This window comes from Streptomyces sp. NPDC048434 (assembly GCF_043200375.1).
GTDB lineage: Bacteria > Actinomycetota > Actinomycetes > Streptomycetales > Streptomycetaceae > Streptomyces.
The window spans coordinates 36,282-60,520 of the sequence record NZ_JBICXQ010000043.1 but is presented as its reverse complement, the minus strand read 5'-3'; the positions used below and the strand labels follow the sequence as shown (position 1 = coordinate 60,520).

Here is a 24,239-nt window from a genome sequence, read left to right as displayed (position 1 = left end):
GGTCTTCGGTACGGTCGTCTTCGCGATGTTCGCCGGCTTCCACTTCTGGTGGCCGAAGTTCACCGGCAAGATGCTGGACGAGCGGCTCGGCAAGATCACCTTCTGGACGCTGTTCGTGGGCTTCCACGGCACCTTCCTCGTCCAGCACTGGCTGGGTGCCGAGGGCATGCCGCGGCGTTACGCGGACTACCTCGCGGCCGACGGATTCACGACGCTGAACACCATCTCGACGATCAGCTCGTTCCTGCTGGGCCTGTCGATCCTGCCGTTCCTCTACAACGTCTGGAAGACGGCGAAGTACGGCGAGAAGGTCGAGGTCGACGACCCGTGGGGCTACGGCCGCTCGCTGGAGTGGGCGACGTCCTGCCCGCCGCCGCGGCACAACTTCCTCACCCTGCCGCGCATTCGCTCCGAATCCCCGGCGTTCGATCTGCACCACCCGGAGATCGCAGCCCTCGATGCGCTGCACAACGGCCGCGCCTCCGAGGATGACAAGGCCCTCGCCGGCGGCAAGGAGGCGGGCAAGTGAAGATCCAGGGCAAGATGTTCATCTGGCTCTCCGTCTTCGTCCTCGCCATGGCGATCGTCTATGGCGTCTGGTCGAAGGAGCCCGCGGGTACCACCGCACTGTTCCTCGCCTTCGGGCTGTGCATCATGGTCGGCTACTACCTGGCCTTCACGGCCCGGCGGGTCGACGCCGGCGCACAGGACAACGAGAACGCCGAGGTCTCGGACGACGCCGGTGAGCTGGGCTTCTTCAGCCCGCACAGCTGGCAGCCGCTGTCCCTGGCCATCGGTGGCGCGCTCGCCTTCCTGGGCGTCGTCTTCGGCTGGTGGCTGCTGTACTTCTCCCTCCCGGTGATCTTCGTCGGCCTCTTCGGCTGGGTCTTCGAGTACTACCGCGGCGAGAACCGCACGCAGTAACCACGGCGTATCTGCCGTACGGCGGGCCCGGACACCTCAACAGGTGTCCGGGCCCGCCTCGTTTGGAGGCGCGGGACAGACCCGTTTGCAGTCCTTCAGCGCGCTGAGACAGGTGATTCTTCATATTTTTGGGGCATGAGTCACAGACCTCGAACCCGGACGGTGCTGAGCTGCGGCCTCCTGCTCGTGCCCCTTGCGGTGAGCGCCACCGCGTGCGGGGGCTCGGATTCGGAAGCGCTCTCCGCCAACCCCTACGACGCGGCCGACCAGATCTCGGCCAATACTCCCGACGGCAACAAGAAAGCGGACCCCGACAAGCCGCTTGAGGTCTCCGTCAAGGGGGACGACGCGCGGATCACCGATGTGACCGCCACCGATGCCACCGGCCGCTTCGTGCGCGGCGAGCTGAGCGCCGACGGCAGGCACTGGCGCACCACGGTGCCACTGGCCGCCGGCAGCCGCTACACGGTGCGGGTGAGCACCGAGGAGGAGGACGGTTCGCCCGGCCGTAAGACCCTGGTGGTCAACACCCAGGGGGCCGACGGCCAGTTGACCGCCACCTTCGGCCCGAAGGCGGGCGAGTACGGCGTCGGCCAGCCGGTCACCGCCGAGCTGAGCCAGCCGATCAAGGACCAGAAGGCCCGGGCCATCGTCGAGAGCGCCCTGAAGGTCGACTCGATGCCGCGGGTCCAGGGCGCCTGGCACTGGGTAGACGACAAGAAACTGCACTTCCGCCCCAAGGCGTACTGGCCCGCGCACGCCACCATCTCGGTGCACAGCAACCTGGCGGGCCTGAAGGTTGCCAAGGGGCTCTACGGAGGCTCGTCCAAGCCGGTGAAGCTCACCACCGGCGACCGGGTGGAGGCCATCACGGACGCGGCGACGCACCAGATGACGGTGCTGCGCAACGGGGAGTCGATCAACACCATCCCCGTGACCACCGGCAAGCCCGGCTTCTCCACCCGCAACGGCGTCAAGGTCGTCCTCGGCAAGGAGAGCTTCGTACGGATGCGCAGCTCGACGGTCGGCATCGCCGCCGGGAGCGGGGACTCCTATGATCTGCCGGTCTACTGGGCCACCCGGGTGACCTGGAGCGGTGAGTACGTCCACGCCGCACCCTGGTCCGTCGGATCACAGGGCGCGGCGAACGTCAGCCACGGCTGTACGGGCATGTCCACCAGCAACGCCCAGTGGTTCTTCAACACCGTGCGGGTCGGCGACGTCGTCAAGGTCGTCAACAGCGGCGGCGACACCATGACGCCGTTCGACAACGGCTTCGGAGACTGGAACATGCCCTGGCAGGAATGGCGCGACGGCAGCGCGCTGAAGAGCAAGGCCTCCAGCACCACAGGAGCCGCCGACCGCGCCCAGAACCCCGCCGACGACGCCCGGCTGCGCCCGAAATTCTGAGCGCCGCCCAGCGGGCCGCTCAGGCCTGTACGAGGTTCCTGCGGCGCAGCAGGCCGGCCAGGGCGTCGGCGAAGGCCACCGGGTCCAGCGGATGCGTCACCGCGGCATCCGCACGGCTCCAGGTGGCCAGCCAGGCGTCCTGGGGGCGGCCGATCAGCAGCAGCACCGGCGGACACCGGAAGATCTCGTCCTTGATCTGCCGGCAGACGCCCATCCCGCCGGCGGGCGCCGTCTCGCCGTCCAGCACACAGACGTCGATGCCGCCCTGCTCCAGGGCCGTGAGGACGGCGGGCGCGGTGGCGCACTCCAGGATCTCGATCTGCGGGGCATCGGCGGCGGGGCGCCGTCCGGCCGCCAGCCGGACCTGCTCGCGGGTGTTGGCGTTGTCGCTGTAGACCAGCACCGTGGCAGTCGCCTGCATCGTTCCTCCACGCTTCGTAGCGGCACAGCATCGGGTGAGGCGGATGCTACTCCCGGAGCGTGGGCCCGCAGGAGGGGTTGGGCGGATCCAAGATCTGCCCGACGGGCCGTCAGGACCGGCTCCGGCGCGGCCGGCGCGCGTCGGCGCCCCCGATGCGTCCCCCCTTCGGGCGACCGGCGAAATGGGCCGTACGAGCAGGGCATACGCCCTTGACACACCGAACGGCACCCCCCGGAGTGAGGGCGGGATAAGCGACCGACATAATGTCGGTCGTGGCGACAGCAACGACAGTAGAAACCGGGCACGCGCACCCGTCGGTCAATCGGCCGAACCTCACCAGCGTCGGAACCATCATCTGGCTGAGTTCCGAGCTGATGTTCTTCGCGGCCCTCTTCGCGATGTACTTCACCCTTCGTTCGGTGACCGGATCCGAGTATTGGAAGGAATCCGCCAGTGCGCTGAATCTTCCGTTCTCCGCGACCAACACCACGATCCTGGTGCTCAGCTCTCTGACCTGCCAGCTCGGCGTTTTCGCGGCCGAGCGCGGCGATGTCAAGAAGCTCCGGGCCTGGTTCGTGGTCACCTTCATCATGGGTGCGATCTTCATCGGCGGTCAGGTCTTCGAGTACACGGAGCTGGTCAAGCACGAGGGCCTGTCGCTCTCGTCCGGCCCGTACGGCTCGGTGTTCTACCTGACCACCGGCTTCCACGGAATGCATGTGACGGGCGGTCTGATCGCCTTCCTGCTGGTCCTGGGCAGGACGTACGCGGCCAAGAGGTTCACCCACACGCAGGCCACCGCGGCCATCGTCGTGTCCTACTACTGGCACTTCGTCGATGTCGTCTGGATCGGCCTCTTCGCCACGATCTACCTGATCCGGTAACCGGTACCGGGCCCGACTGCCGGGCCCGCATTTCAGACAGACATAGCCAAAGCATCGACGCAGAAGATCCTGACACCGGGGTAATCCGTGAAAAAGCTCTCCGCACGACGGCGCCATCCGCTGGCGGCGCTCGTCGTCCTACTCTTCGCGCTGGCGGTCACTGGGGGGCTGTACGCCGCGTTCGCGCCGGCGGACAAGGCTCAGGCCGATGACACCGCCCAGTCTCTTGCCGTCAAGGAGGGCAAGAAGCTCTTCGCCGTGGGCTGCGCCAGCTGCCACGGCACCGGCGGTCAGGGCACCTCCGACGGCCCGAGCCTGGTCGGCGTGGGCGCCGCAGCCGTCGACTTCCAGGTGGGCACCGGCCGTATGCCCGCCCAGCAGCCCGGCGCCCAGGTGCCGAAGAAGAAGAACATCTACAACAACGCCCAGATCGATCAGCTCGCGGCCTATGTCGCGTCGCTGGGCCCCGGCCCGAGCGTGCCGTCCAAGGAGCAGTACAGCCCCGAAGGCGCCAACATCGGCAAGGGCGGCGAGCTGTTCCGCACCAACTGCGCGCAGTGCCACAACTTCACCGGCAAGGGCGGCGCCCTGACCGACGGCAAGTTCGCACCGACGCTCGAGGGTGTGGACCCGAAGCACATCTACGAGGCCATGGAAACCGGCCCGCAGAACATGCCCTCCTTCGGCGACGGCTCGCTGGCGAAGGAGAACAAGAAGGACATCATCGCGTACCTCGACGCCGTCAACGGCGATGAATCCGAGAGCCCCGGCGGCCTCGACCTGGGCGGTCTCGGCCCGGTCAGCGAGGGTCTCTTCGGCTACATCTTCGGCCTGGGCGCGCTGATCGCGGTCGCCATCTGGGTCGCAGCCCGGACTACGAAGGCCAAGAAGTCATGAGCGAGACTGGACGACACGAAGACGTGCCAGAAGAAACACTTCCCGGTGAGCGGGAGACGGCTCACGAAGGCGCGGTGGCCACGGCGGAGAACCCGTTCGCCGACCCGGGCCTGCCGGCCCACGAGCACCGGGCCCAGGACATCGACGAGCAGGCCGCGAGGCGCTCCGAGCGCACCGTGGCCCTCCTCTTCCTGGTGTCGATGGTGGCCACGGTCGCCTTCATCGCCTCGTACGTGGCGATCCCGATCGACAAGATCGTCTACATCTGGCCGATCGGTCACATCAGCGCGCTGAACTTCGCGCTCGGTCTGACGCTCGGAGCGGCGCTCTTCTGCATCGGCGCCGGTGCGGTCCACTGGGCCCGCACGCTGATGTCGGACGAGGAGGTCGCCGACGAGCGCCACCCGATCGAGGCTTCGCCCGAGGTCAAGGCCAAGGTGATGGCGGACTTCGCGGAGGGCGCGAAGGAGTCGCAGTTCGGCCGCCGCAAGCTGATCCGCAACACGATGTTCGGCGCGCTGGCCCTGGTGCCGCTCTCCGGCGTCGTCCTGCTGCGTGACCTCGGGCCGCTGCCCGGGACCAAGCTGCGCACCACGAACTGGAAGAAGGGCGTCCGGCTCGTCAACCAGTCCACCAACCTCCCGCTGCGTCCCGAGGACATCGCGGTCGGCTCCCTGACGTTCGCCAAGCCCGAGGGCCTGGAGGAGAACGACGAGGAGTTCGCCGAGAAGATCGCCAAGGACGCCCTGATGCTCGTGCGGATCCAGCCGCAGGACATCAAGGACAAGCACGAACTCTCCTGGTCGCACGAGGGCATCGTGGCGTACTCGAAGATCTGCACCCACGTGGGTTGCCCGATCAGCCTGTACGAGCAGCAGACCCACCACGTGCTCTGCCCCTGCCACCAGTCGACGTTCGACCTCTCTGACGGTGGCCGGGTGATCTTCGGCCCGGCCGGACACGCCCTGCCGCAGCTGCACATCACGGAGAAGGACGGCTTCCTGGAGGCCGCAACCGGCTTCGCGGAGCCCGTCGGCCCGAGCTTCTGGGAGCGCGGATGAGTAACGAGACAACCGCGACCACCACACGCCGTGGCCCCGCGCCACGGGGCGAGCGGATCGCGGACTGGGCGGACGGCCGGCTGGGCATCTACAGCCTCGCCAAGTCCAACATGCGCAAGATCTTCCCGGACCACTGGTCCTTCATGCTGGGTGAGGTCGCGCTCTACAGCTTCATCATCATCATCCTGACCGGTGTCTATCTGACGCTGTTCTTCCACCCGAGCATGGCCGAGGTGACCTATCACGGTTCCTATGTGCCCATGCAGGGGATCCGGATGACGCAGGCCTTCGAGTCGACGCTGGACATCAGCTTCGACGTCCGCGGTGGCCTGCTCATCCGCCAGATCCACCACTGGGCGGCGCTGGTCTTCCTGGCCGCGATGATGGTCCACATGATGCGGGTGTTCTTCACCGGCGCCTTCCGCAAGCCGCGCGAGGTCAACTGGCTGTTCGGCTTCCTGCTGTTCGTGCTGGGCATGTTCACCGGCTTCACCGGCTACTCGCTCCCCGACGACCTGCTCTCCGGTACCGGTGTGCGGTTCATCGAGGGCGTCGTCCTGGCGATGCCGCTGGTCGGTTCGTACCTGCAGTTCTTCATCTTCGGCGGGGAGTTCCCGGGGCACGACATCATCCCGCGGTTCTTCACGGTGCACGTCCTGCTGCTGCCGGGCATCATGCTCGGCCTGCTGGTGGCGCACCTGATCCTGGTCTTCTACCACAAGCACACCCAGTTCCCCGGTGCCGGCAAGACCAACAACAACGTCGTGGGCATGCCGCTGCTGCCGGTCTACATGGCCAAGGCCGGAGGCTTCTTCTTCCTGGTCTTCGGTGTGATCGCCGCGATCGCCGCGATCGCCAGCATCAACCCGGTGTGGGCGATCGGCCCCTACCGGCCCGACCAGGTGTCCACCGGCGCCCAGCCCGACTGGTACATGGGCTTCGCCGAGGGTCTGGTGCGTGTCATGCCGGGCTGGGAGTGGAACTTCTGGGGCCACACCGTCAACTTCGGTGTGCTGATCCCGATCATCATCTTCCCGCTGGTCCTGGTCGCGATCGCGGTCTACCCGTTCGTCGAGTCCTGGATCAAGGGTGACAAGCGCGAGCACCACATCCTGGACCGCCCGCGCAACGTCCCGACCCGTACCGGCTTCGGTGTCGCCTGGCTGATCGCGTACTTCGTGATGCTGATCGGTGGCGGCAACGACCTGTGGGCCACCCACTTCCACCTGTCGATCAACTCGATCACCTGGTTCGTCCGGATCGCGTTCTTCGTCGGGCCGGTGCTGGGCTTCATCGCCACCAAGCGGTTCTGCCTGGGTCTGCAGCGGCGCGACAGGGACAAGGTGCTGCACGGACGCGAGTCCGGCATCATCAAGCGCCTGCCGCACGGTGAGTTCATCGAGGTCCACGAGCCCCTCGACCAGGAGCAGCTGCACGTGCTCACGCAGCACGAGCAGCCCACCCCGGTCGAGCTCGGCCCGGAGGTCGACGAGAACGGTGTGGCACGCAAGCTGTCGCTCTCGCAGAAGCTGCGCGCCCGGCTCTCGCAGAACTTCTACGGCGAGGACAACGTCATCCCGAAGCCCACGGTGGAGGAGTACAAGGAGATCACCAGCGGCCACGGCCACCACTGATCACCGCGGCGCCTCGTAGCGCACCGTAAGTAGCACGCCACCCAGAGGGCCCCGTCCCTCCCCGCGCTCGGCCTCGGCCGAGCAGGGGAGACCCCAATCCGGACGGGGCCCTCCGGCGTGCCGTCGTCTCGATAGGGTGACGGCATAAGCAGGAGACGAACCAGGAGTGTGGACCATGAACGTTGTGACCCCGGTGGGCGGCGACAGCGTGGCGGCTCACACCTGGCCGGGCGTCCTCAACGCCCTGCTCGACGGCCATGACCTCGCCGCGGACGACACCGCATGGGCGATGGACAAGATCATGCGGGGCGAGGCCACCGACGCCCAGATCGCCGGCTTCGCGGTGGCGCTGCGGGCCAAGGGCGAGACCGTCGCGGAGATCTCCGGACTGGTGCGCACGATGTATGCGCACGCCCGGCTGATCGAGGTGCCCGGGCCGAGCGTGGACATCGTCGGCACCGGCGGCGACGGCGCCAAGACCGTCAACATCTCCACGATGTCCTCGATCGTGGTGGCCGGCACCGGCGCCAAGGTCGTCAAGCACGGCAACCGCGCCGCGTCCTCGGACAGCGGCTCCTCCGACGTGCTGGAGAAGCTCGGCGTCAATCTCGACCTCACCCCGCAGCGGGTCACCGAGGTCGCCCAGGAAGCGGGCATCACCTTCTGCTTCGCGGTGATGTTCCACCCCTCGCTGCGGCATGTCGCCAACGCCCGGGGCCAGCTCGGCATCCGTACGACGTTCAATGCGCTGGGCCCGCTGACCAACCCCGCGAGGGTCGGCGCCCAGGCGACCGGAGTCGCCGACGCCCGGATGGCGCCGATCCTGGCCGGGGTGCTCGCCGAGCGCGGCTCGTCGGCGCTGGTCTTCCGGGGCGACGACGGCCTGGACGAGCTGACCACGACCGCGACCTCCCGGGTCTGGATCGTCCGGGACGGCACGGTGCGCGAGGAGGCCTTCGACCCGCGGGACGTGGGGATCCCGCTGGTGCCGGTGGAGGCGCTGCGCGGCGCGGACGCGTCGTACAACGCGGAGGTGGCCCGCCGGCTGCTGGACGGGGAGACCGGTCCGGTGCGCGATGCGGTGCTGCTGAACTCCGCGGCGGCGCTGGTCGCGCTGGAGCCGACCGACGCCCCACTGGCGGAACAGATCCGGGCCGGTATCGACAGGGCCGCCGCCGCGATCGACTCGGGTGCGGCGCTTCAGGCGCTGGAGCGCTGGGTGGCCGCCAGCAACACATGAGCGCGCGGTGACGCAGAGTGTGACGCAAGCCCCGGTCCGGTATACGGACCGGGGCTTGCGCGATGTTGCCGGTGTGGCATGATTCTGCGCAGGTCACGAGTGACAGCGATGCAGGCCCCGGCCCGCTGTCCGGCAACCCTCCTTCCGTGGCGGGGTGCCCCGGGTGATGACCAGGCCGCAGGCAGCGAGGTCTGCGGCAAGCGCGGATCCCTCGCCAGGGATCCTGGTCCCCGAGGGAGAACTTCCGTGAATCAGCGAATGCGATAGGGCTCGACGGCCCCTTTTCCGCACCTCTTTTCCTTTTCCGCTGCGGCGCCGTGCCGTGCGCTCCTGCGCCCCGCCCGCAGCGAATTCGCTTACCTCTTACGGGAGTTCGCCATGTCTGTTTCCGCCGTTGCCGCCGACCGCTCCGTGTGTGCCCCGCTGCCGGTTCTCGGCCGGGACGTCCTCGTTCCGCTCGTGACCGGCGGCGAGGTCGACTACGCCGCGCTGGACTACGCCGCCAGCGCGCCCGCGCTGCAGCGGGTCTGGGACGACGTGGCGGCCTACGCCCCGTACTACGGCAGTGTGCACCGCGGCGCCGGGTACCTCTCGCAGCTGTCCACCGACCTCTTCGAGAACAGCCGCCGGACGATCGCGGAGTTCCTGGGCTGCGGGTCCGAGGACCAGGTGGTCTTCACCCGCTCCACCACCGACTCGCTGAACCTGCTCGCCGCCGTACTCCCGCAGGGCACCCGGGTGTTTGTCTTCGAGACCGAGCATCACGCCTCGCTCCTGCCGTGGGAGCAGCGCGCGGATGTCGCGGTGACCTACCTCAACGCGCCGCGCACCCCGCAGCAGGCGGTGGACACCCTGGAGAAGGCGCTGGCCGAGCGGGAGCCCTACGGCCCGGCGCTGGTCTGTGTGACCGGTGCGTCGAATGTGACCGGTGAGCTGTGGCCGGTGCGGGAGCTGGCGACCGCCGCACATGCGCACGGCGCGCGGATCGTGCTGGACGCGGCGCAGCTCGCCCCGCACCACCCCGTGGACATCGCGGACCTGGACGTCGACTGGATCGCCTTCTCCGGGCACAAGCTGTACGCGCCGTTCGGCGCCGGTGTGTTGGCCGGCCGCGCGGACTGGCTGCAGGACGCCGAACCGTATCTGGCCGGCGGCGGCGCCAGCCGCAAGGTCTCCCGGCGGACGGACGGCGGCGTGGACGTCGAGTGGCACACCACCGCCGCGCGGCACGAGGCCGGTTCGCCGAACGTCATCGGCGCCTATGCGATCGCCTCGGCCTGCCGGGCGCTGACCGAGGCCGGATTCGAGGGCCTGGTCGCCCGTGAGCAGGAGCTGATCGCCCGGGTGCGGGAAGGGCTGGCCGAGGTGCCCGAGGTGAACGTGCTCTCGCTCTTCGGCGAGGACGCGGCGCGGGTGGGCGTCCTCTCCTTCGTCGTCGAGGGCTGGAACAGCTCGCACTTCGCGGCGGCGCTGTCGGCGGAGTACGGCATCGGCGTCCGCGACGGCCTGTTCTGCGCGCACCCGCTCGTACGGACCCTGCTGGGCAGCGAGCCGCAGGAGCCGGGGGAGTGCGGGGCCCCGGAGGCGGCGCCCGGTGAGCGGTCGCTGAACGCCATCCGGGTCAGCTTCGGTGCCGGGACGCCCGACGAGCACGTCGAGCGGTTCGTCCGGGCGGTCAAGGAACTGGTGGCGGACGGTGCGCGCTGGAACTACCGCACGGAGGACGGGCGTTGTGTGCCCGCCGTCTGATCCCACGTTGTCGGCTCTCTCGCCGTAGTGGTTGTCCGCCGTTGCGCCTGGCGGCGGGCCGGGTCCGCTGCGCGGGGCTGTGGGTACGGTGAGTGGATGGGTGAAACGTGGGTGGGGGCGGGCGTTCGGCCCGCCGGTTCACGGGCGAGACGCAAGGCGCACTGGACCACCTACCGGCACCCCCACCAGCCTTTTCCACCCCTCAACGGGAGGGGACGCGCCGCAGGACGAAGTCCGGAGGAGCGGCACCGCACCCGACAGCCCCGCGCAGCGACCCCAGCCCGCCGCAGGCGCAACGGCGAGCAAGGCCGACAACGTGGGGCGCAAGGCAAAGCGCAGCGGAGAGGCGCAACGGCGAGCAAGGCCGACAACGTGGGGCGCAAGGCAAAGCGCAGCGGAGAGGCGCAACGGCGAGCAAGGCCGACAACGTGGTGCGCAAGGCAAAGCGCAGCGAAAACGTGGGAAAGAAAGGGCTACGCGTCGAGGCCGATCGCGAACGCCGCCTCAAGGTCGTGCTGGGAGTACGTACGGAACGCGATGTGCGTCTCCGTGGCGGCGACGCCGGGCACCTTGCTGATCCGGCCCGGGATGACGTCGGCGAGGTCGTCGTGGGCGGCGACCCGCACCATCGCGATCAGATCGTGGGCTCCGGTGACCGAGTAGACCTCGCTGACACCTTCCAGCGCGGCGATCTTCGCGGCAATCTCCGGGATCTGGTCCACGTTGGTCTTGATGAGCACGATCGACGTGATCACGGCTGGCTCTCTCCCTCGGTTGCCCGGTCATCTCCCCCGGTGGCCCCCACACTATCCCTCCCGTATCGGGCCCAGGCGTACAGGAAGCCGAGCGCGAAGCCGACGACATGGGCGAGGTAGGCGACGCCGGGACCGCGGGGGTCGTCCTGCGCGGCCTGCCACTGAAGGAAGAACCAGAACAGCAGCACGATCCAGGCGGGGAAGCGCAGCGGCAGGAAGAACAGGAACGGGAAGACGCTGGTGACCCGGGCCGTGGGGAACAGAAAGAGGAAGGCGCCCAGTACGCCGGAGATCGAGCCGGAGGCGCCCACCAGCGTCTGGCCCGAGGCGGCGTGTGCGGCCGCGTAGCCGAGCAGCGCCAGGTAGCCGATGATGAGGTAGAAGGCGGCGAACGGCAGCCTGCCCATACGTGCCTCGGTCATCCCGCCGAAGACGTACAGGAAGAGCACGTTGCCGAGCAGATGCAGCCAGCTGCCGTGCACGAACAACGCGGTGAGCGGGGTGATCAGCGCCCGTACCGAACCGCTCCACAGATGCAGCGGGATCACGCCCCACCGCTCGAAATACGCGGTCTGGGCCTTCAGCAGGGCATCGCCGGTGCCGTATATCCGGTTCAGGCCGGAGGCGGGGCCGACCACGAAGACCGCACAGCACAGGCCGATCAGCACATTCGTCATCCGCGAGAACACCGCGGCCAGTGACCGGGTGGGGTGCGGAGGGCGGGGGAGGAGACCGGACGAGCGGGGAGAGCGGGGTGAGGGGGCCGGCACCGTCATGAGGTGATCATGACCCAATGCGGGCAATCGGGACAGAGTGCCTCGCCGCATCCCGGCACCTGGGCGGGCCCGCACCGGCCCCCCATCAGGCCGTAGGGTTACAGGCAGTACTTTGCGTACTTCCGCGAGCCGACGGCGCACCGTGTGAACCGCGCAGCAGCACGAGACGACGAGCACGAAAGAGGACGACACGATGGCTGTTCCCCTGCCGACGGACGGAACCCGGTGGCGCTGCACCCTGTGCGGCAACCTCACGCGTTTCGATGTGACCCGCCGGTCGAAGGTCGTGGAGTACGTCCACCTGGACCTGGCCGGGGCGCCGACGGTGGAGGAGCGCGAGGTCCTCAGTGAGAGCATCGAGTCCGTGCGCTGCCGCTGGTGCAACGCGGTCGACCAGATCGAGCTGGTCGACCGCCCGGGCGCGAACGCCTGAGATCGGAGCGATGCAGCCGTGGTGGACCGTCCAGAAGGGGAGCCGGGGGCCCAGCGTGACGACGCACCCGAGGGTGCGGCCGACGAAGTGCTCGACCGTCCGCTGCCCGAGGGCGTACGGCGCCGTGTCGTGGCGCTCACCGCGGAGTCGTTCGGCGCACTGACCCTCACCGAACTTCCGCCCCCACTGCGGCAGTACGCCCGGTTCACCCCGACTCGTCGGGCCAAATTCGCCGGAAATGCGATGGCCGCGGCGCTGGAGAGCGATGCGGTCTTCCGGCAGCGGATCGCGGGCAAGCTGCGTGAGGCGCAGTCGGAGCTCGCCGACGCGCTGGAGCACGGCACTCCGCCCGCGGCCGCCGATCCGCTCGATGTCGCGGCGGCCGCCTATGTGCTGCGCCCCGAAGGCTGGGTCAAGCTCGTCGCGGCGGCCGGCGAGGAGGCGCAGCGGGCGCGCGCCGAACGGGCCGGCGAGGAGGCCGAACGGGAGCTGGCCAGGCTGCGCGAGGAGCTGGGGCAGGCGCGCGGCGAGGCCCGCACGGAGGCCGACCGGATCCGGGTGGACCTGGATGCCGTCCGCAAGGAGAACGAGTCGCTGCGGCGCAAGCTGCGCAGCGCACTGAGCGATGTCAAGCGCGGTGAGGCCGCGGTGCGCAAGGCCGAGCGCGCCATGGCGGACGTACGGGACCGGGCGGCCACGGAGAAGACCGCGGCGGACAGCGAAGTGCGCCGGCTCAAGGCGCGGATCGCGGAGGCCGAGGCGGCGCTGGAGGCCAGCCGACGCTCCACCCGCGAGGGCCGCAGCGTCGAGGACATGCGGCTGCGGCTGCTGCTGGACACGGTCCTGGACGCCGCGCAGGGGCTGCGCCGCGAGCTGGCACTGCCGCCCGCCAGCGTCCACCCGGCGGACACCGTCGAGGCGGTCGCACCGGGCCGGATGACGCCGAAGGACATTGCGACCCGGGCGCTGTCGGAGATGGATCCGGCGCTGCTCGACCAGCTTCTGGCGCTGCCGCAGGCGCATTTGGTGGTGGATGGCTACAACGTCACCAAAACCGGCTATCCGACCATGCCGCTCGACAAGCAGCGGCTGCGGCTGCTGGGTGGTCTCGCGGTGCTGGCGGCCCAGACCGGTGCGGAGATGACCTGTGTCTTCGACGGGGCGGAGCTGGCGGCGCCGGTACTGCTCGCGCCGCCGCGCGGGGTCCGGGTCCTTTTCAGCAAACCGGGCGTAACGGCCGATGAGTTGATTCGTCAGCTGGTTCGGGCCGAACCGCCCGGCCGTCCGGTCGTCGTGGTCTCCACGGACCGGGAAGTGGCCGACGGTGTGGCGAGGGCCGGGGCGCGGCCGGTCGCATCGGCCCTGCTCCTCAAACGACTTGCGCGGACCTGACGCGCCACCGCCCGGAGCGTCGGAACACGGGAAATCGCGGGTAATCCGTCTCTGAGCGTCAGTTGATGCTCACTGGCTGTGTGATGTTGGTAAAAGATGGGGCTGGTGGCGCAGATTTTTCCCCTGAGGATTTGAAGCGATCACAGCTCGGTTACTAAGGTCAGGCCCGAACCTTCATGCAGATGATTATCCAACCGGGATGAACAGGTGAAGGTACCGCCGAGTCCGCGGCGTTCACGCGGAGCCGGGGTCTCACCCCCCCACTTCCCGGTAGGCGGCTGGAGGAAGAAGGAGCTCGCCCCCGTGGCGTCCCACCGTCGACCCAAGCAGCCGAGCCGTACTCGCGTGACCGTGCTCACCGCCACCGCCGCGGCGGCCGTTGCCCTTTCGTCCCAGGCCGCCCAGGCCGCCCCTCATCAGTCGAAGAAGGACGTCAAGTCCGAGGTCGACAAGCTCTACTCGCAGGCGGAGCAGGCCACCGAGAAGTACGACGGGGTCAAGGAGCAGCAGGACAAGCTCCAGAAGGAGGTCGACGACCTCCAGGACAAGGTCGCCCGTGGCCAGGGTGAGCTCAACCAGATGCGCAAGGGCCTGGGCGCCGTCGCCTCCGGCCAGTACCGCAGCGGCAGCATCGACCCTTCGGTTCAGCTGTTCCTCTCCGGTGACCCGGACACCTACCTCGAAAAGGCCGCCACGCTCGACCAGTTGAGCGGCAAGCAGGCCGACCAGCTGAAGACCATCGCGGACAAGCAGCGCCGGCTGGCCCAGGAGCGCTCGGAGGCCACGAGCAAGATCCAGGACCTCTCCGAGACCCGTAAGGCGCTCGGTGACAAGAAGGACGAGATCAAGGGCAAGCTGGGCAAGGCGCAGCAGCTGCTCAACCAGATGACCGCCAAGGAGCGGGCGGCCATGCAGGCCGCGGAGAACCGTGCCAACCGCAGCAACCAGCGGGTCAGCCTCGGCGATGACGTGCCGGCTTCGCAGCGCGGCGCGGCCGCCCTGGCCGCCGCACAGTCCAAGATAGGTTCGCCGTACGTCTGGGGCGCCACCGGCCCGTCCTCCTTCGACTGCTCGGGTCTGACCTCCTGGGCCTACCAGCAGGCCGGCCAGTCGCTGCCGCGTACCTCGCAGGCGCAGGCCAACGCCGGTACCCGGATCGGCTCGCAGAGCGCCCTCAAGCCCGGCGATCTGGTGCTCTTCTACGGCGACCTGCACCACATCGGCCTCTACGCGGGCAACGGCCAGGTGCTGCACGCGCCGAAGCCCGGCGCCGCCGTGCGCTACGAGCCGATCGGCAACATGCCGTTCGCGTTCGGCGTGCGGGTCTGAAAAGCCTCACAACCCTCTCAACCTGCCGCCCGAACGGGCGAATTGCGGCCTCGGCCGCTGACTTGCCGCCCCGCCGGTGACCTGCACAGTCACCGGCGGGGCGGCTTTTTGCGTACGAAAAGGCCGCTTTGGCCGGATCGCACCGGCGCCGTTACTGTCTGCCCTCGCAGCATCCGGTTCACCGACCGCCCTCCCGGGGCGGCAGGGGCTGCACACGGAAGGAGTGCGGCTCTCGTGGCGTCCCACCGCCGTACCTCGCAGCACGGCCCGACCACCCTCGCCGGGGTCACCGTGGTCTCGGCCGCCCTGGCGACCGCGGCCGCCGCGCTGTCGGCCCCACAGGCCTCCGCCGACCCCACCCCCGTCAGCCGCACGGCCGTCGGCCGCGATACGGCGACCACGCGGGTCGACCACCTCTACGAGCAGGCGGAGCGGGCCACCGAGAAGTTCAACGGCGCGGACGCACGGACCAAGAAGCTGCGCGACCAGGTGGCGGCCCTGCAGGACCGCACCGCCCGCGCCCAGGAGCGGGTCAACCGGATGCGCGGCAGGCTGGGCGCGCTGGCCGCCGCCCAGTACCGGGCCGGCGGGATGGACCCCACCGTCAAGCTGATGCTCTCCGAACGGCCCGACAGCTACCTGGAGAAGGCCTCCGCCCTCGACCGGCTCGGGACCCGCCAGGCCGGCGAGCTGCACGGGCTGAGGGCCGCACAGCGCTCCCTGGAGCAGCAGCGCAGGGAGACTGCCGGGAAGCTGGCGGAGCTGGAGGCCGGCCGCAAGGAGGTCGCGCGCCACAAGAAGGACGTCCAGCGCAAGCTGACCACCGCGCGGCGGCTGCTGAGCGCGCTCCCCAGGGACGCCAGGGAGGCCTACGCCCGGGCCTCCAGGAGCGACGGGCGCCATGAGGCGGTCCCGGACCTGCGGGGAGCCGTACCGGCCTCCGGACGGGCCGCCGCGGCCGTCGCCGCGGTGCGCGCCGCGGTCGGCTCGCCGTACGCGTGGGGAGGCAACGGGCCCTCGGCCTTCGACTGCTCCGGACTCACCCAATGGGCCTACGGCCGGGCCGGCGTCTCCATCCCGCGTACCTCGCAGGCTCAGCGCGGCGCCGGCCGGCAGGTGCCCCTCAGCCGGATGCAGCCCGGTGACCTGGTCATCTACCGCTCGGACGCCAGCCACGTCGGGATGTACGTCGGCAATGGCCAAGTGGTCCACGCGCCCTATCCCGGCGCACGGGTCCGCTACGACCCCGTCGGGATGCTGCCGATCTCGTCCGTCACCAGGCCCTGAGGCGGAGCGCAGCGTTTTTGCCCCGGCCGGGGCGGATCTACGATCGTCCGCATGTCACACCAGTGGGCGGGACGGCGGCCGTCGCGGGCCGGGGCGGCGGGCTGCGCCGCCCTGCTCCTCGCGCTGCTCGCCCCGCTGGCCGGCTGTGCGCCCGCGACCTCCACACCGGCCCGCTACCCGGACGTCCAGCGGATGCTCGACACCCGTGCGCGGGCCGTCCAGCGGCGGGACGCGGTGGGCTTCCTCGCCTCCGTCGACCCGCGGGCCGGCGGCTACCGGGACCGACAGCGCACGATGTTCGCTCATCTGGCAGCCGTGCCGCTGGCCGACTGGCACTACGACCTCGATTCGACCGGCGCCTTCCCGCTCGCGGCCGGCGAATCCGACACACATCTGGCCGCGAAGGTGCGGCTGCGCTACCGCATCAAGGGCTATGACACCTCGCCGGTGCACGCCGTCCAGTACCTCACCCTGACCCGGCGCCACGGCCACTGGCTGATCTCCTCCGACACCGAGGGCGCGGCGGCGGGCCGGAGCGGCACCCGCCAGCTGTGGGACCAGGGCCCGGTGCGGCTGGTCCGCGGCCGGCACAGCCTGATCCTGGGCGGCGCCGGGCATCTGGCGCGGCTGAAGGATCTGGCGCGCCGGGTGGACCGGGCGGTGCCCGCGGTCTCGGCTGCCTGGAAGGGGAAGTGGTCGAAGAAGGTCGTGGTCGAGTCGCCGGACTCGGTCGAGCGGATGGCACAGCTGATGGGCAGCGACGATGCGTCCGGCTATGCCGGGATCGCGGCGGTCACCACGGGCGAGGCGGGCGTCTCGACGAGCACGCCGGCGGACCGCGTGATCATCAACCCCGATGCCTACGAGGAGCTCAACGACCTGGGCCGCAGGGTGGTCCTCACCCACGAGACCACCCATGTCGCCACCCGCACGGCCACCACGGCGGCGACCCCGCTGTGGCTCTCGGAGGGCTTCGCCGACTGGGTCGCCTACCGGGGCGGCCGCCGCAAGGCCGCCACCACCGCCCCGGAACTCACCCGAGCGGTCGCCCGGGGCAAGGCCCCCGGCCGTCTGCCGACCGACGAGGACTTCGGCTTCAAGGCCGGCGCCGACCGGCTGGCCAAGGCCTACGAGGGCAGCTGGCTGGCCTGCCGGATGATCGCCGACAAGTGGGGCGAGGCCAAACTGATCGCCTTCTACCGGGCGGCCGGCAAGAGCGCGATACGTGTCTCGTCGGGGAGCGCGGGAGCGCCGATGGAGGCGGCCACGGCGGTCGCCGCGGGCTCCCGTCCGGCCTCACGGGCCGGCGCCGGTCGTCGGCCGCCGGCCCACGCCGACCGGACGGACCGGGCCCTGCGCTCCCAACTGGGCGTCGGACTCGCGGAGTTCACCCGGCAGTGGCGGGCGTATGTGAAGGCACAGCTGCGGCGGTGAGGGCGGGCGGCGGGCCGGCTGGGCGGTCCGTCCGTGCGGAGGCGCGGACGGCCGTTGCGCCGCCTGCGGGCACAGCCGCGGCGGCGCGGGGCCTGGCTCAGGGGCCCGATGACGGCGACCCGTCCGCCGGTGCCTGCGGGGCGGAGCTCGTGAGCTGTGGGGGAGCCGCGGTGGTCTCGCCGACCGGCCGGCGTGCGCTGACCACGCCGACAGGGCCCGTACGCCCCTGACCGCCGCCGCGCGTCGAGACCCACAGCCGGCGGCAGGCGAGCAGCGAGGCGGCGACCAGCAGGCCGTTGCGCGCGGCCAGCAGCACGACGGCCTGGAGGTCGCTCGCCACGATGTGCGCGAACCAGACGGGGAACTCCAGCAGCGTGATCCCGGTGGCCGGCAGGACCAGCAGCGCCGGCAGCGCCTGCCGGCTGGCGCGTACGGTCATGCACACCGCGGCGAGCCCCACCAGCCAGAGCATGTACTGCGGGCTGATGACGCGGCTGGTGGTCGTGAACAGCAGGGTGGCGGTGAAGGCGGCGTCGCACAGCGTCGCGGGGCCGAACTCCCGGGCGCGCACCCGCCACAGGAACAGCCAGCCCACGGCGGCGAGGCTCAGGGTGAGCGCCAGGGTGCTGACGAGCGGGACGCCCGGCCCGAGGAACTCCAGCGAGCCGTAGTGCAGCAGGACCTGTCCGTCCCACCCGTACTGCCGGGCGACATGGAAGACCAGCGCGCCGAGCGACTCGACCTCCGTGCCGCGGTCGCGCTGGAAGGTGAGGAAGGCCAGCGCGCCCGGTGCCGCGACCATGCAGAGCAGGGTCAGCCCGGCCGCGATGCCGGCCGCGCTCCCCCACAGGGCGCGTGCCCGGCGGCCGCGCACCGCCGCCCCCGTCAGCAGCAGTACGGGCCAGGCCTTCAGCAGCGCACCGAAAGCGATCAGGGCGCCCGCCACCCGCGGTCGGCGGGCGGCCGCGAACAACGCGGCGGCGGCGACCGCGGCGACCATCAGGTCGTAGCGGGCGTACGCGGTCGGGCCCAGCAGCGCCACGCCCGCGATCCACACCCAGGCCCCCGCCGGGCGATGGCCGGGCCGCCGGCCGGCCCGCAGGAACAGCGCCAGCGCCGCCGCGTCCGTGACCAGGATCAGGGTGAAGAACGCCGGGGCGTAGTCCAGGAACGGCAGCAGGCCGGGGGACAGGATCGCGAGCGCGGCGGCCGGCGGGTACTGCCAGGTCACATCCGCCAGCGGGAAGGTGCCGGTCTTCAGGATCTCGAACCAGCCGTGGTAGATCACCGAGACATCGGTGGTGACATCCGGCCCCGGCAGCACCAGCACCCTCAGGACGCACAGCAGGACCAGGGCCCGGGTCACGGCCCACGCCGCGACCGGGAGCCCCACCCCGCGCGCTCTGCTGATGCTGCTCATCGTCACCTCGTCGCTCCTCGGCCGTTGCCCGCCTGTGCCGCAGTTGCCCGCCTGTGCTGCCCGGGCCGCCTGTGGCCCCGCGCGCACGGGCCCTGCCGACCGCTCCCCGCCCGCGCTGTCCGCATGATGCCGGTGGCGGCTGGTCACGACCGTAGACGAGGGACGGGCGGGGCGGGGCGGGCCGCCCCCGGCTGTCCGCCGACCGGTACTGTCGGGCCGGAACCGCCGAGACCGACCGCCGAGAGACCATCGTGCACAAGACCTTGATCGTCACGAACGACTTCCCGCCCCGGCCCGGCGGCATCCAGGCCTTCCTGCACAGCATGGCGCTGCGCCTGGACCCCTCCCAGGTCGTCGTCTACGCCTCGACCTGGAAGCGCAGCGCGGAGGGTCGCGCGGCCACCGCCGCCTTCGACGCCGAGCAGCCGTTCCCGGTGGTACGCGACCGTACGACGATGCTGCTGCCCACCCCGAGGGTGACCCGGCGGGCCACCGGGCTGCTGCGTGAACACGGCTGCTCCTCCGTGTGGTTCGGCGCGGCGGCGCCGCTCGGGCTGATGGCGCCCGCGCTGCGCTCGGCCGGTGCGCGCCGCATCGTGGCGACCACGCACGGCCACGAGGCGGGCTGGGCGCAGCTGCCGGCCGCCCGCCGGCTGCTGCGCCGGATCGGTGAAGGCACCGACACGCTCACCTACCTCGGCGAGTACACCCGCTCGCGGATCGCCGGTGCGCTCACCCCGGAAGCCGCCGGACGGATGGTCCAACTCCCGCCCGGCGTGGACGAGAAGACCTTCCACCCCGGCTCGGGGGGCGATGCCGTACGGGCCGCGCTCGGGCTCACCGGCCGGCCGGTGGTGGTGTGTGTCTCGCGGCTCGTCCCGCGCAAGGGCCAGGACACCCTGATCGAGGCGATGCCGGCCATCGTGTCCGCGGTGCCCGATGCCGTCCTGCTGATCGTCGGCGGCGGCCCGTACGAGAAGGAGCTGCGCGCACTGGCCCTGGAGAAGGGCGTCGGGGACTCGGTGCGCTTCACCGGCGCGGTCCCGTGGGAGGAGCTGCCGGCCCACTTCGGCGCCGGCGACGTCTTCGCGATGCCCTGCCGCACCCGCCGTGGCGGGCTGGACGTCGAGGGCCTCGGCATCGTCTACCTGGAGGCCTCCGCCACCGGACTCCCCGTGGTGGCGGGTGACTCGGGCGGCGCCCCCGACGCCGTCCTGGACGGCGAGACGGGCTGGGTCGTCCCCGGCGGCTCCCCGGCCCCCACCGCTGACCGCATCGTCACCCTGCTCCGGGACCCCGCCCTGCGCCGCACCATGGGCGCACGCGGCCGCGCCTGGGTGGAGGAGAAGTGGCGCTGGGACCTGCTGGCGGAACGGCTCAAGGAACTGCTGTAGGGACCGCCCGCGGCCGGCGCAACGGCCCGGCACCGCGGGCCCGTGACTCCGTTCCGCGCCGCGGGTCCGCCGCTCCGGGCGGCCGGTCCGTGCCGCCGGGCCGCGGCACGTCCGCCGGTGCGGCGCGAGCGGACCGCGTTCGGGGGGAAACGACAATCCGCCGCCGTGGCGCGCAGCCACGACGGCGGATCCCGGCGGTACCGAACCGGTTCGGGGGCGGTGTGGGCCCCCTATGCGCGGTAGATCGCCTCGATCTCCTCCGCGAAGTCCTTCGCCACCACGTTCCGCTTGAGCTTCAGCGACGGCGTGACATGCCCCGACTCCTCGGTGAACTGGGTCGGCAGGATACGGAACTTGCGTACCGACTCGGCCTTGGAGACGGCCGCGTTGCCGTCGTCGACGGCGCGCTGGACGGCGGCCAGCAGCTCCGGGTCCCCGGTGACCTGAGACGGCGTCACATCGGTGGGGTAGCCGTGCTCCTCGGCCCAGCGGGGCAGGAATTCCTCGTCGAGGGTGACCAGCGCGCCGATGAACGGACGGCCGTCGCCGACGACCATGCACTCGGCGATCAGGGCATGCGCCCGGATACGGTCCTCGATCACTGCGGGGGCGACGTTCTTGCCGCCCGCGGTGACCAGTATTTCCTTCTTGCGGCCGGTGATGGCGAGGTAGCCGTCCTCGTCGAGGGTGCCGATGTCGCCGGTGTGGAACCAGCCGTCGGACAGCGCCTCCTTGGTGGCCGACGGGTTGTTCCAGTACTCGGTGAAGAGATGCTCGCCGTGCAGCAGCACCTCGCCGTCGTCGGCGATCCGCACGACCGAGCCGGGCAGCGGCTGGCCCACGGTGCCGATCTTCTGCCGGTCCCAGGGGTTGAAGGCGGTGGCCGCACAGGACTCCGTCAGGCCGTAGCCCTCCAGGGCGGTGAAGCCGATGCCGCGGTAGAAGTGGCCGAGGCGGTCACCGAGCGGGGCGCCGCCGGAGATGGCATGGGTGGCGCGGCCGCCGAGGACGGCACGCAGCTTGCTGTAGACCAGCCGGTCGAAGACCTTGTACTTCAGCTTCAGTGCGAACGCCGGGCCCTCCGGGGTGTCCAGCGCGCGGCTGTAGGCGATCGCGATGTCCGCCGCCTTGTCGAAGACCTTGCTCTTGCCGTCCGCCTGCGCCTTGGCCCGCGCCGAGTTGTAGACCTTCTCGAAGACCCGGGGCACGCCCAGGACCAGCGTCGGGCGGAAGGAGGCGAGGTCCTCGGTGAGGTTCGTGATGTCGGGGGCGTGGCCCAGCTTGATGGGCGCCATCACCGCGGCGATCTGCACCAGCCGGCCGAAGACATGCGCGATGGGGAGGAAGAGGAGCACCGAGGAGTCACCGGTACGGAACAGCGGACGCAGTCGTTCGACGATGTTGCCGCACTCGGCGAAGAAGCTGCGGTGGCTGAGCACACAGCCCTTGGGGCGGCCGGTGGTGCCGGAGGTGTAGACGATGGTGGCCGGCGAGTCCGCGTCGGCGAGCGCGCTGCGCGCATCCACCTCGTTGTCGGAGATGCCGGAGCCCGCGGCCCGCAGCCGGGCGATGGCGTCCCGCTCGATCTGCCAGATGTTCTCCAGATCCGGCAGCCGGTCGCGGACCGATTCGACGGTCGCCTCGTGGGTGGGGGACTCCACCAGGCAGGCCACCGCGCCGGAGTCGCCGAGAATCCACTGGATCTGTTCGGCCGAACTGGTCTCGTATACGGGGACGGTGACGGCGCCGGCGCTCCAGATGGCGAAATCCAGCAGCGTCCACTCGTAGCGCGTGCGCGACATCAGGCCGACCCGGTCACCGGGCTGGACTCCGGAAGCGATCAGTCCTTTGGCGGCGGCGCGGACCTCGGCGAGGAAGGTGGCGGCGGTGACGTCCTGCCACCCGCCGTTCACCTTGCGTCCCATGACGGCAACATCCGGGTGCTGCGCGGCATTTCGGCGGATAAGATCCGTCAGATTGCCGTCCGCGGGGACCTCGTACAGGGCCGGAAGGCTGAACTCGCGCAAGACTGATGCTCCTCAAAAGCGCCGGCGCCACGACGCTGTGTGTACACCGGCGGCGGTCCATGGTCATGCAGGGGGGATTGGACTGCCCGGACGTTACCCATGGGTATTGCTTTTGGGATAGGGGGGAACGGCCAGATGTTCGATGCGTCACACGCTGCCGGACACGCCATGGGGACTTGTCCCGCGCAGACTAGACCAGCGGGTCGGTGACCCGAAAGTAACCCCAGGCCCAGGACCTCTCCCCGCGCGCGCCCGAGCGATTTAGGGTGACGCCATGCGTGTGCATGTGGTCAGTGACGTACACGGCAACAGCCGGGACCTCGCGGCGGCCGGAACCGGCGCCGACGCCCTGCTCTGCCTCGGTGACCTGGTCCTCTTCCTCGACTACGCCGACCATTCGCGCGGCATCTTCCCCGACCTCTTCGGCGTCGAGATGGCCGACGCACTGGTTGAACTGCGCACCGCCCGCCGCTTCGAGGAGGCCCGCGCACTGGGCCGCCGGCTGTGGGGGGAACTGGACCGTACGGGCGTGAGCCGGGAGTCGGTCATCGAGGGCGCGGTCCGCAAGCAGTACGCCGAACTCTTCGCGGCCTTCCCCACCCCCACGTACGCCACCTACGGCAACGTCGACATCCCGCGCCTGTGGCCCGAATACGCCGCGTCCGGCACCACCGTTCTGGACGGCCAGCGGGTGGAGCTCGGCGGCCGGGTCTTCGGGTTCGTCGGCGGCGGGCTGACCACACCGATGCGCACCCCGTACGAGATCAGCGACGAGGAGTACGCCGCCAAGATCGAGGCGGTCGGCGAGGTGGACGTGCTGTGCACCCATATCCCGCCCGATGTCCCCGAGCTCTGCTACGACACCGTCGCCCGCCGCTTCGAGCGTGGCAGCGCGGCCCTGCTGCACGCGATCCGCACCACCCGGCCGCGCTACGCCCTCTTCGGCCATGTGCACCAGCCGCTCGCCCGACGGGTCCGGATCGACGGCACGGAATGCATCAATGTCGGCCATTTCAATGCGACCGGGACGCCCTATGTCATGGAGTGGTGAGCCAGGACGTCTCTGGTCGTGAGCCCGGTGGTGAGTGGCCGGCGGCCGTCCCGACCGGTCGCGCCGGGCCTGCTGGTGTCCGCCCGCGTTCCCCCGCGCGGTAGCCTTCAGCAGCAGAGACACAGCGTAAACAGGGTCTCCCCTGCTCCAACGGAGCCGAGAGCTTGGGGAAGAGTCGGCGGACCGGCATGAATCGGCATGGAGGAGTCACGGCGATGGCCGAACACACCAGCTCGAGCATCACGATCGAGGCGGCACCCGCCGAAGTGATGGGAGTGATCGCCGACTTTGACCGCTATCCGGAATGGACCGGCGAGGTCAAAGAGGCAGAGGTGCTTGCCAAGGACGACCGCGGCCGCGCCGAGCAGGTACGCCTGCTGCTGGACGCCGGAGCGATCAAGGACGACCACACCCTCGCCTACACCTGGACCGGCGACAACGAGGTCAGCTGGTCCCTGGTCAAGTCCCAGATGCTGCGCGCCCTGGACGGTTCCTACCGCCTCGCCGCGCAGGGCAACGGCGCGCGCACCGAGGTGACGTACCAGCTCACCGTCGACGTCAAGATCCCGATGCTCGGAATGATCAAGCGCAAGGCGGAGAAGGTCATCATCGACCGGGCGCTGGCCGGGCTGAAGAAGCGCGTCGAGAGCGGTCCCGCCGATCACGCCGCCGGGCCCGCCGACGCGGCCGAGTCCGCCGACGAGGCCAAGAAGCTCTGAGC

22 protein-coding genes and 1 riboswitch are annotated in these 24,239 nt (G+C 70.4%); of the genes, 17 read left to right on the top strand and 5 right to left on the bottom strand.

The window, feature by feature from the left end; genetic code table 11:
- From ACGFWI_RS36015 to ACGFWI_RS36005, 3 genes are all read left to right on the top strand, one after another.
- Nucleotides 1–529: cbb3-type cytochrome c oxidase subunit I (locus tag ACGFWI_RS36015; protein ID WP_393910282.1), on the top strand; the 529-nt coding region annotated here is incomplete at its 5' end.
- On the top strand, nucleotides 526–924 hold the full coding sequence (locus ACGFWI_RS36010) for a cytochrome c oxidase subunit 4 (protein WP_393910281.1): 399 nt from the start codon (nucleotides 526–528) through the stop codon (nucleotides 922–924). The genes ACGFWI_RS36015 and ACGFWI_RS36010, both read left to right, overlap by 4 nt.
- A 135-nt stretch (nucleotides 925–1,059) precedes the next feature.
- Nucleotides 1,060–2,334, top strand: a complete 1,275-nt coding sequence (locus ACGFWI_RS36005) for an Ig-like domain-containing protein (protein ID WP_393910280.1) — start codon at nucleotides 1,060–1,062, stop codon at nucleotides 2,332–2,334.
- Nucleotides 2,335–2,353: 19 nt separating this feature from the next.
- Here the strand turns inward: ACGFWI_RS36005 and ACGFWI_RS36000 are convergent, their stop codons facing one another.
- Nucleotides 2,354–2,755, bottom strand: coding sequence for a hypothetical protein (locus ACGFWI_RS36000; protein WP_362614685.1), 402 nt, complete (start codon nucleotides 2,753–2,755; stop codon nucleotides 2,354–2,356).
- Nucleotides 2,756–3,018: 263 nt separating this feature from the next.
- Between ACGFWI_RS36000 and ACGFWI_RS35995 the strand changes: the two genes are divergently transcribed.
- From ACGFWI_RS35995 to ACGFWI_RS35970, 6 genes are all read left to right on the top strand, one after another.
- Complete coding sequence (locus ACGFWI_RS35995) at nucleotides 3,019–3,639, top strand: heme-copper oxidase subunit III (protein WP_393910279.1); 621 nt, start codon at nucleotides 3,019–3,021, stop codon at nucleotides 3,637–3,639.
- An 87-nt stretch (nucleotides 3,640–3,726) separates the two neighbouring features.
- A complete protein-coding gene (locus ACGFWI_RS35990) occupies nucleotides 3,727–4,536 on the top strand; it encodes a c-type cytochrome (RefSeq protein ID WP_393910278.1) in 810 nt (269 codons plus the stop codon).
- On the top strand, nucleotides 4,533–5,597 hold the full coding sequence (locus tag ACGFWI_RS35985) for a Rieske 2Fe-2S domain-containing protein (RefSeq protein WP_393910277.1): 1,065 nt from the start codon (nucleotides 4,533–4,535) through the stop codon (nucleotides 5,595–5,597). The genes ACGFWI_RS35990 and ACGFWI_RS35985 overlap by 4 nt, the downstream gene beginning before the upstream one ends.
- Nucleotides 5,594–7,231, top strand: a complete 1,638-nt coding sequence (locus tag ACGFWI_RS35980; protein WP_393910276.1) for a cytochrome bc complex cytochrome b subunit — start codon at nucleotides 5,594–5,596, stop codon at nucleotides 7,229–7,231. Before ACGFWI_RS35985 ends, ACGFWI_RS35980 begins: the two co-directional genes overlap by 4 nt.
- A gap of 175 nt (nucleotides 7,232–7,406) precedes the next feature.
- Nucleotides 7,407–8,471 (top strand): anthranilate phosphoribosyltransferase, encoded by a 1,065-nt coding sequence (gene trpD / locus ACGFWI_RS35975; RefSeq protein ID WP_393910275.1) that lies wholly within the window; start codon nucleotides 7,407–7,409, stop codon nucleotides 8,469–8,471.
- A gap of 91 nt (nucleotides 8,472–8,562) precedes the next feature.
- Nucleotides 8,563–8,680, top strand: a riboswitch (SAM riboswitch).
- Between the two features lie 169 nt (nucleotides 8,681–8,849).
- Nucleotides 8,850–10,220, top strand: a complete 1,371-nt coding sequence (locus ACGFWI_RS35970) for an aminotransferase class V-fold PLP-dependent enzyme (RefSeq protein WP_393910274.1) — start codon at nucleotides 8,850–8,852, stop codon at nucleotides 10,218–10,220.
- 473 nt (nucleotides 10,221–10,693) lie between these two features.
- On the opposite strand, the gene ACGFWI_RS35965 is transcribed toward ACGFWI_RS35970, so the two are convergent.
- Nucleotides 10,694–10,975, bottom strand: coding sequence for an Lrp/AsnC ligand binding domain-containing protein (locus ACGFWI_RS35965; protein ID WP_393910273.1), 282 nt, complete (start codon nucleotides 10,973–10,975; stop codon nucleotides 10,694–10,696).
- Nucleotides 10,972–11,652, bottom strand: a complete 681-nt coding sequence (locus tag ACGFWI_RS35960; RefSeq protein ID WP_393910287.1) for a rhomboid family intramembrane serine protease — start codon at nucleotides 11,650–11,652, stop codon at nucleotides 10,972–10,974. Before ACGFWI_RS35960 ends, ACGFWI_RS35965 begins: the two co-directional genes overlap by 4 nt.
- A 292-nt stretch (nucleotides 11,653–11,944) precedes the next feature.
- On the opposite strand from ACGFWI_RS35960, the gene ACGFWI_RS35955 reads away from it, so the two are divergent.
- The 5 genes from ACGFWI_RS35955 (at nucleotide 11,945) to ACGFWI_RS35935 (ending at nucleotide 17,626) form a co-directional block, all read left to right on the top strand.
- Nucleotides 11,945–12,184, top strand: coding sequence for a hypothetical protein (locus ACGFWI_RS35955; RefSeq protein WP_030086623.1), 240 nt, complete (start codon nucleotides 11,945–11,947; stop codon nucleotides 12,182–12,184).
- Nucleotides 12,185–12,202: 18 nt separating this feature from the next.
- A complete protein-coding gene (locus tag ACGFWI_RS35950) occupies nucleotides 12,203–13,576 on the top strand; it encodes an NYN domain-containing protein (RefSeq protein ID WP_393910272.1) in 1,374 nt (457 codons plus the stop codon).
- Between the two features lie 303 nt (nucleotides 13,577–13,879).
- Nucleotides 13,880–14,905 (top strand): NlpC/P60 family protein, encoded by a 1,026-nt coding sequence (locus tag ACGFWI_RS35945; protein ID WP_393910271.1) that lies wholly within the window; start codon nucleotides 13,880–13,882, stop codon nucleotides 14,903–14,905.
- A gap of 234 nt (nucleotides 14,906–15,139) precedes the next feature.
- Entirely contained in the window at nucleotides 15,140–16,192 is a 1,053-nt protein-coding gene (locus ACGFWI_RS35940; RefSeq protein WP_393910270.1) for an NlpC/P60 family protein, read from the top strand.
- 51 nt (nucleotides 16,193–16,243) lie between these two features.
- On the top strand, nucleotides 16,244–17,626 hold the full coding sequence (locus tag ACGFWI_RS35935) for a hypothetical protein (RefSeq protein WP_393910269.1): 1,383 nt from the start codon (nucleotides 16,244–16,246) through the stop codon (nucleotides 17,624–17,626).
- A 97-nt stretch (nucleotides 17,627–17,723) separates the two neighbouring features.
- Here ACGFWI_RS35935 and ACGFWI_RS35930 read toward each other — a convergent pair whose 3' ends face one another.
- Nucleotides 17,724–19,046 carry a glycosyltransferase 87 family protein gene (locus ACGFWI_RS35930; RefSeq protein WP_393910286.1) on the bottom strand — a complete coding sequence of 441 codons (1,323 nt, stop codon included), beginning with the start codon at nucleotides 19,044–19,046 and terminating at the stop codon, nucleotides 17,724–17,726.
- Between the two features lie 251 nt (nucleotides 19,047–19,297).
- On the opposite strand from ACGFWI_RS35930, the gene ACGFWI_RS35925 reads away from it, so the two are divergent.
- A complete protein-coding gene (locus tag ACGFWI_RS35925) occupies nucleotides 19,298–20,440 on the top strand; it encodes a glycosyltransferase family 4 protein (RefSeq protein ID WP_393910268.1) in 1,143 nt (380 codons plus the stop codon).
- A gap of 230 nt (nucleotides 20,441–20,670) precedes the next feature.
- Here ACGFWI_RS35925 and ACGFWI_RS35920 read toward each other — a convergent pair whose 3' ends face one another.
- Nucleotides 20,671–22,467 carry an AMP-dependent synthetase/ligase gene (locus tag ACGFWI_RS35920; RefSeq protein ID WP_393910267.1) on the bottom strand — a complete coding sequence of 599 codons (1,797 nt, stop codon included), beginning with the start codon at nucleotides 22,465–22,467 and terminating at the stop codon, nucleotides 20,671–20,673.
- A 274-nt stretch (nucleotides 22,468–22,741) separates the two neighbouring features.
- On the opposite strand from ACGFWI_RS35920, the gene ACGFWI_RS35915 reads away from it, so the two are divergent.
- Nucleotides 22,742–23,518 carry a metallophosphoesterase gene (locus tag ACGFWI_RS35915; RefSeq protein ID WP_393910266.1) on the top strand — a complete coding sequence of 259 codons (777 nt, stop codon included), beginning with the start codon at nucleotides 22,742–22,744 and terminating at the stop codon, nucleotides 23,516–23,518.
- Between the two features lie 215 nt (nucleotides 23,519–23,733).
- Complete coding sequence (locus tag ACGFWI_RS35910; protein WP_393910265.1) at nucleotides 23,734–24,237, top strand: SRPBCC family protein; 504 nt, start codon at nucleotides 23,734–23,736, stop codon at nucleotides 24,235–24,237.
- The last annotated feature ends 2 nt before the right edge of the window (nucleotides 24,238–24,239 follow it).

What these genes read in the sequence shown, in the direction of transcription:
- ACGFWI_RS36005 (WP_393910280.1), top strand. Translation starts at nt 1,060, where the DNA reads ATGAGTCACAGACCTCGAACCCGGACGGTGCTGAGCTGCGGCCTCCTG.
- ACGFWI_RS35960 (WP_393910287.1), bottom strand. Translation starts at nt 11,652, where the DNA reads ATGACGAATGTGCTGATCGGCCTGTGCTGTGCGGTCTTCGTGGTCGGC.
- ACGFWI_RS35980 (WP_393910276.1), top strand. Translation starts at nt 5,594, where the DNA reads ATGAGTAACGAGACAACCGCGACCACCACACGCCGTGGCCCCGCGCCA.
- ACGFWI_RS35970 (WP_393910274.1), top strand. Translation starts at nt 8,850, where the DNA reads ATGTCTGTTTCCGCCGTTGCCGCCGACCGCTCCGTGTGTGCCCCGCTG.
- ACGFWI_RS35985 (WP_393910277.1), top strand. Translation starts at nt 4,533, where the DNA reads ATGAGCGAGACTGGACGACACGAAGACGTGCCAGAAGAAACACTTCCC.
- ACGFWI_RS35995 (WP_393910279.1), top strand. Translation starts at nt 3,019, where the DNA reads ATGTCGGTCGTGGCGACAGCAACGACAGTAGAAACCGGGCACGCGCAC.
- ACGFWI_RS35910 (WP_393910265.1), top strand. Translation starts at nt 23,734, where the DNA reads ATGGCCGAACACACCAGCTCGAGCATCACGATCGAGGCGGCACCCGCC.
- ACGFWI_RS35935 (WP_393910269.1), top strand. Translation starts at nt 16,244, where the DNA reads ATGTCACACCAGTGGGCGGGACGGCGGCCGTCGCGGGCCGGGGCGGCG.
- ACGFWI_RS35930 (WP_393910286.1), bottom strand. Translation starts at nt 19,046, where the DNA reads ATGAGCAGCATCAGCAGAGCGCGCGGGGTGGGGCTCCCGGTCGCGGCG.
- ACGFWI_RS35915 (WP_393910266.1), top strand. Translation starts at nt 22,742, where the DNA reads ATGCGTGTGCATGTGGTCAGTGACGTACACGGCAACAGCCGGGACCTC.
- trpD (WP_393910275.1), top strand. Translation starts at nt 7,407, where the DNA reads ATGAACGTTGTGACCCCGGTGGGCGGCGACAGCGTGGCGGCTCACACC.
- ACGFWI_RS36000 (WP_362614685.1), bottom strand. Translation starts at nt 2,755, where the DNA reads ATGCAGGCGACTGCCACGGTGCTGGTCTACAGCGACAACGCCAACACC.
- ACGFWI_RS35955 (WP_030086623.1), top strand. Translation starts at nt 11,945, where the DNA reads ATGGCTGTTCCCCTGCCGACGGACGGAACCCGGTGGCGCTGCACCCTG.